The sequence below is a fragment of the Arthrobacter sp. Y3223164 genome, assembly GCF_059091005.1.
Genome location: NZ_JBNHGF010000230.1, coordinates 1 through 4,632, shown reverse-complemented (window position 1 = coordinate 4,632; position 4,632 = coordinate 1). Strand labels below are relative to the sequence as shown.

4 protein-coding genes are annotated in these 4,632 nt (G+C 69.6%); 2 read left to right on the top strand and 2 right to left on the bottom strand.

Annotated features, from left to right (window positions below; all coding sequences use genetic code 11):
* Window positions 1-219: 219 nt before the first annotated feature.
* Both rpsT and AC5RUJ_RS11455 read left to right on the top strand, forming a co-directional pair.
* A complete protein-coding gene (gene rpsT, locus AC5RUJ_RS11460; protein ID WP_493978395.1) occupies window positions 220-480 on the top strand; it encodes a 30S ribosomal protein S20 in 261 nt (86 codons plus the stop codon).
* A 247-nt stretch (window positions 481-727) separates the two neighbouring features.
* Complete coding sequence (locus tag AC5RUJ_RS11455; protein WP_494075019.1) at window positions 728-1,234, top strand: DUF2231 domain-containing protein; 507 nt, start codon at window positions 728-730, stop codon at window positions 1,232-1,234.
* A gap of 3 nt (window positions 1,235-1,237) precedes the next feature.
* Here the strand turns inward: AC5RUJ_RS11455 and holA are convergent, their stop codons facing one another.
* Entirely contained in the window at window positions 1,238-2,245 is a 1,008-nt protein-coding gene (gene holA / locus AC5RUJ_RS11450) for a DNA polymerase III subunit delta (RefSeq protein ID WP_494075018.1), read from the bottom strand.
* A gap of 143 nt (window positions 2,246-2,388) precedes the next feature.
* Window positions 2,389-4,632 (bottom strand): ComEC/Rec2 family competence protein (locus AC5RUJ_RS11445; RefSeq protein ID WP_494155889.1); only part of this gene is annotated, 2,244 nt, incomplete at its 5' end.

Below are 4,632 nucleotides of genomic sequence, written 5' to 3'. Positions count from 1 at the left end.
CGTGTCGGCCGCCCGCAGGCCCGCCGCCGGGGCGCGGCGTGTCGGTCGCGCTCAGATCCGCCGCCCTGAGCACGGATCTGCTAACATTTATAGCTGTGTGTCCGCGCAGGTCGACGGGCACCTCGGGCCGGTTGCCATTACGGTACCCCACGCCGCTCAGTCAATGACCGGACCGACTGCCCTCAAAAGACCAAGTTCCTCAACAAAGAGAGTTATTTCGTGGCCAATATCAAGTCCCAGAAGAAGCGCATCCTCACCAACGAGAAGGCACGCCAGCGCAACATCTCGGTTCGGTCCGAGCTGAAGACCGCCATCCGCGCCGTGACCGGTGCCGTCCAGTCTGCCGACCAGGACGCCGCCGCCACCGCCCTGGTCGCCGCGAGCCGGAAGCTCGACAAGGCCGTCAGCAAGGGTGTCATCCACAAGAACAACGCCGCGAACCACAAGTCTTCGCTGGCAAAGAAGGTCAACGCGCTCTAAGCAGCGCGTTCCGGCCGAGAGGCCGACCCAAGCCAAGGCCGGAGGCCGCCACCCGTCTGGGGAGGCGGCCTCCGGCTTTTGTGCATCCGGCTGCAGACGGCGGCCTGCCCGGAGGGTACCTTTGGTTGTGTCCCGTTGGGCGGGTTTTCTCCCGCGGGGCGCTGGGGGCGGCGCGGGCCGGTAGCTTGGGCGGGATGGGGCGGGCGAAATGAACGGCGCGAATGCTTACTTGCGTTTAGTCGACCGGATGGGGCGTTCACCCGCCCTGGACGGGGCGGTCAGGGTGCTGGGCGGGCTGGGCGCTCCCTTGGTCGGGAAGCCGGCCTTCAGGCGGTTCTTCAGTGGGGTGGACACAGCCATCCCTCCGCACGCGGTCCTGACCGACGCGCCGTTCGGTGCCTGGTTCATGGCCGTGTTCCTCGACTTGTTTGACGACGATGGAGGAGAACGCCGGGCTGCCCGCCGTCTGGTCGGTCTGGGTGTGCTGGCCGCCCTACCCACCGCAGTGGCCGGCCTGGCCGAGTGGACCACCGCGGACCCGGCCACGCGGCGCATCGGCGTTTTGCATTCAGCGGCAGCCACGGCAGCCACCCTGGTATTCGCCGGCTCGTGGCTGGCCCGCCGGAGGGGACGTCAGGGGCTGGGGATCGGCTTGGCGCGGGCAGGCTCTGCCGTTGCGATCGCCGGAGGTTTCCTCGGCGGCTACATGGGCAGCCGGGTCCGGGGACACGGCGGAAACGCCAGCGGCGCCTGAGGTTCAGCGGCGCGCGCTGGTGGCGATCAAGGTGACGGCCCGCTCCACGGCATATTCCGGGTCGCGGCCCTCGCCTTTGACCTGGGCGTCGGTCTCGGCCAAAACCTGGATGCAGCGGGCCAAAGCATCTGATTCCCACAGCCGCGCGTCCCGGCGGGCCTGGTCGAACTGCCACGGCGCCATGCCCAGGTCGCGTGCGTTGGCCGATGCGCTTTTGACCTTGGCAATCTGGCGCAGCTTCAGGGCCAGCACGGCGACGATCGGCACGGGATCCACCCCGGTGGCCAGTGCGTGCCGGAGGGATGACAGGGCCGCCGCGCCGCGGCCGGAAACGGCCGCATCCGCGACCTTGAAGCCGGTGGCTTCGACCCGCCCGCCGTAGTACTTCTCGACCGTTTCTTCGGTGACCGCACTGTCGGCGTCGGAGATCAATTGGGAGCAGGCGGCAGCCAGGTCCGGGAGCGACGAGCCGACGGCGGCCACCAGGGCCTGAGCCGCGGCGGGTTCGATGGCCCGGCGGGCCGACTTGAACTCCTGCCTGACGAAGTCCAGTTTTTCGGAGTCCTTTTTCATGGCCTGGCAGTCGACCACGGGGGCGCCCGAAGCTTTGACGGCGTCCAGCAGTTTCTTTCCGCGGGTCCCGCCTCCGTGGTGCAGGACGAGCCAGACGTCCTCGGCCGGTGCCGCCACATACGCCAGCAGGTCCGTGAGGAACTCGTCGTTCATCTGCGCCAACGACGACGCCTCGATTAGTTTCGCTTCTCCGAAGAGGCTGGGGCTGGCCAGCATGGTGAGCTCGCCGGTGGTGTAGGCGGAGGCATCGAGCTGGACCAGCTCGAGGTCCGGGTGCCGGCCACGCAGGAGGCCCCGGACGCGTTCCTTGGCCCGGTGGGCCAGGTACTCTTCCGGACCGCTGACGAGCACGACGGCGGCCGGCTCGACGTCACGCCAGGAGACGGTGACGGCGCTCTTCTTGGCAGCCGAAGAGCGGGATCCGGGTGGCGGGTTCACGGCAGGTTCCTCCTTGTTCAGGTCCAGAGTTTCACGATCCGGGCCTTTTGCCCAAAGCAGTCCCCGCTGCCGCCTCGCTCGGTCTCCGCTACCTCGCGGGCTCAGGTCACCCATACGCGTCGGCTCGGGTCTCCGCTGCCCGGCTAGCGGTTGGCGCGGACGGACAATTCCCGGTCACCGACGTCCACGAAGACCGTTCCCAGCTCGTCGGTCCTGAGGACGTGCGTGCCGGCCGCCTGAAGCGCCGCCAGGATTTCATCCGCCGGATGGCCGTACTGGTTGCCGGCGCCCACGGAGATCAGGGCCGCCGCGGGCCGCAGGGCCGTGATGAGCGCCGTTCCCCCGTTCCGTGCGCCGTGATGGCTGACCTTGAGCACGTCGACGGGGAAGTCCGGGCCCAACCGGCGCATCAGGGCCGGCAGTTGCTCCTCCTCCAAATCACCGGTCAGCAGCATCCGCGTCGATCCGCCGGCAGGAGAGGGCAGGGTGATGTCGATGACGAGGCTCGCGTCGTTTTCGGACAGGCCGGCGCTGCCCTCCACCGGCCAGTGCACCGCCCAGGCAACTGCTCCGGACGAGCCGGAAAGGCCCGCGAAGGCACGCTCTGCCTGAAGCCGCCGCTCTTCAAGCGAGGCCAGCACGGAAGCCGGTGGCGCTGCCTCGGCGCTCGAGTACAGAACCCGCGCTGTTTGCCGTCCCGCCACGGCTCCCGCGAGTCCGCCGTAGTGGTCCAGGTGCATGTGAGTCAGCACCAGCAGGTCGAGCCGCTTCACGCCGAGTCCGTCAAGGCACCGGTCCATCGCCTCCGGGTCGGGTCCGGTATCCACCACGATCGCGCTGCCCTCGCCTGTCCGCACGACCAACCCATCACCCTGTCCGACGTCGCAGGCCGCCACGTCCCACTCCCCCGCCGGTGCCGGCCGCAGCAGTGCACCCGCCAGCGCCCCTGCCGCGAGCCCTGGGAGGGCCGTCCAGCAGACCAGCTTGAACAACGCAGCGCGCATGCCGGAAGCGACGCCGCGCCCCTGCAACTCCGACCCGCCCTCGTCGTCGGACCCAAGATGCTTCTCCTGCGAATCCCGCCGCCTGTCCGCGGCCCGCAATCCCCACAGGAGCGCCAAACCGGCACCTGCCGCTCCGGCTGCACCGAGCGGGCCACCCGCCCACGGCAGCGCGGCCATGGGCAATTCGGAGAACCATCGCGCGACGCCTGCGATCCACAAGGTCATCCAGCCCGCGGCATGCAGCATGGCCGCGCCCGGTCCGGGAAACAGCGGCAGCAGCCCCGTCCCTATCATTCCGGCAACCGTGATGAAAGGAATCAGCGGTCCCGCAGCCACATTGGCGGGGACAGCATACAAGGCCAGTTCGGGCTGGAGCTGGACAATGACCGGGGCACAGAAGACCTGCGCGGCCAGCGGCATGGCGACCGCGTGTGCCAGCGGGACCGGCAGGAAGCGCTGCAGCCGGCGGGAACACGCGGTCCCCAGCAGCACGAGGGAGAGGGTGGCCAACACCGAGAGCACGAAGCTGTAACTGGCGGCCAACCACGGATCCACGATCAGCAACACCAGCACCGCAACGGCCAGGAAGGGCAGCGCTGCCCTGCGCCGCCCGCTCAGTACCGCAATTACTCCCAGCGAGCCCATCACCGCCGCCCGCAGCACACTGGGCTCCGGCCGGACCAGCAGCACGAATCCGGCGAGACCAACAAGGCCGGCAGCCGCCTTCGCCCACCGGGGCAGCCTGATTGCCGATCCGAGGAGGTAGATGAAGGCCAACACGTAGGAAACATTGGCGCCGCTGACGGTGAGAAGGTGCGTCAGCCCGGTACGCCGCATGGCCTCCTCGAGGTCCGTACCCTGGTGTTCCTTGTCCCCCAGCACCATCCCGGGAAGGAGCCCCCGGGCGTCGGGCGGCAATCCGGCCAGCGCCGCCACGAACTGGACGCGCAGGCCCGAGACCCACGCGTCCAGGGGTGGCGCCGAGCGCTCCGACGGGGCAGTGGATGCGATCAGCAGGGCGTCGACGGCCTGGCCCGGGTCTGCCCGGACGAGCTTGCCTGAGGTCCGCAGCCGCTCGCCGAACCGCACGTGGGACCACTCCGGCCCACCGAGGACCAGCACCGGCGTGTCGGCCTCGAACCGCACGCGGCCGGCCGTGGCCTCGACGATGGTGGCGGTCAGGTGGAAACGCGGGCCGCTCCCAAACTGCCGCGGCGCCTTCACTTCGGCAGCGTCCCCAGTGGCCACCAGGCGGGCGGTGATGGTCTGCTCGCCGGTGATGGCCGTCCCGATCGGGCCCGCCAGCCGCTCCGCCTGCTGCAGCCCCACCGTCAGGGCCAGCAGCCCGGTGCAGCTGCACAGCACAATGACGACGGCGATGCC

Bases quoted from the DNA above. Each gene is read 5' to 3' on its own strand.
- AC5RUJ_RS11455 (WP_494075019.1), top strand. From the start codon at position 728: ATGGGGCGTTCACCCGCCCTGGACGGGGCGGTCAGGGTGCTGGGCGGG.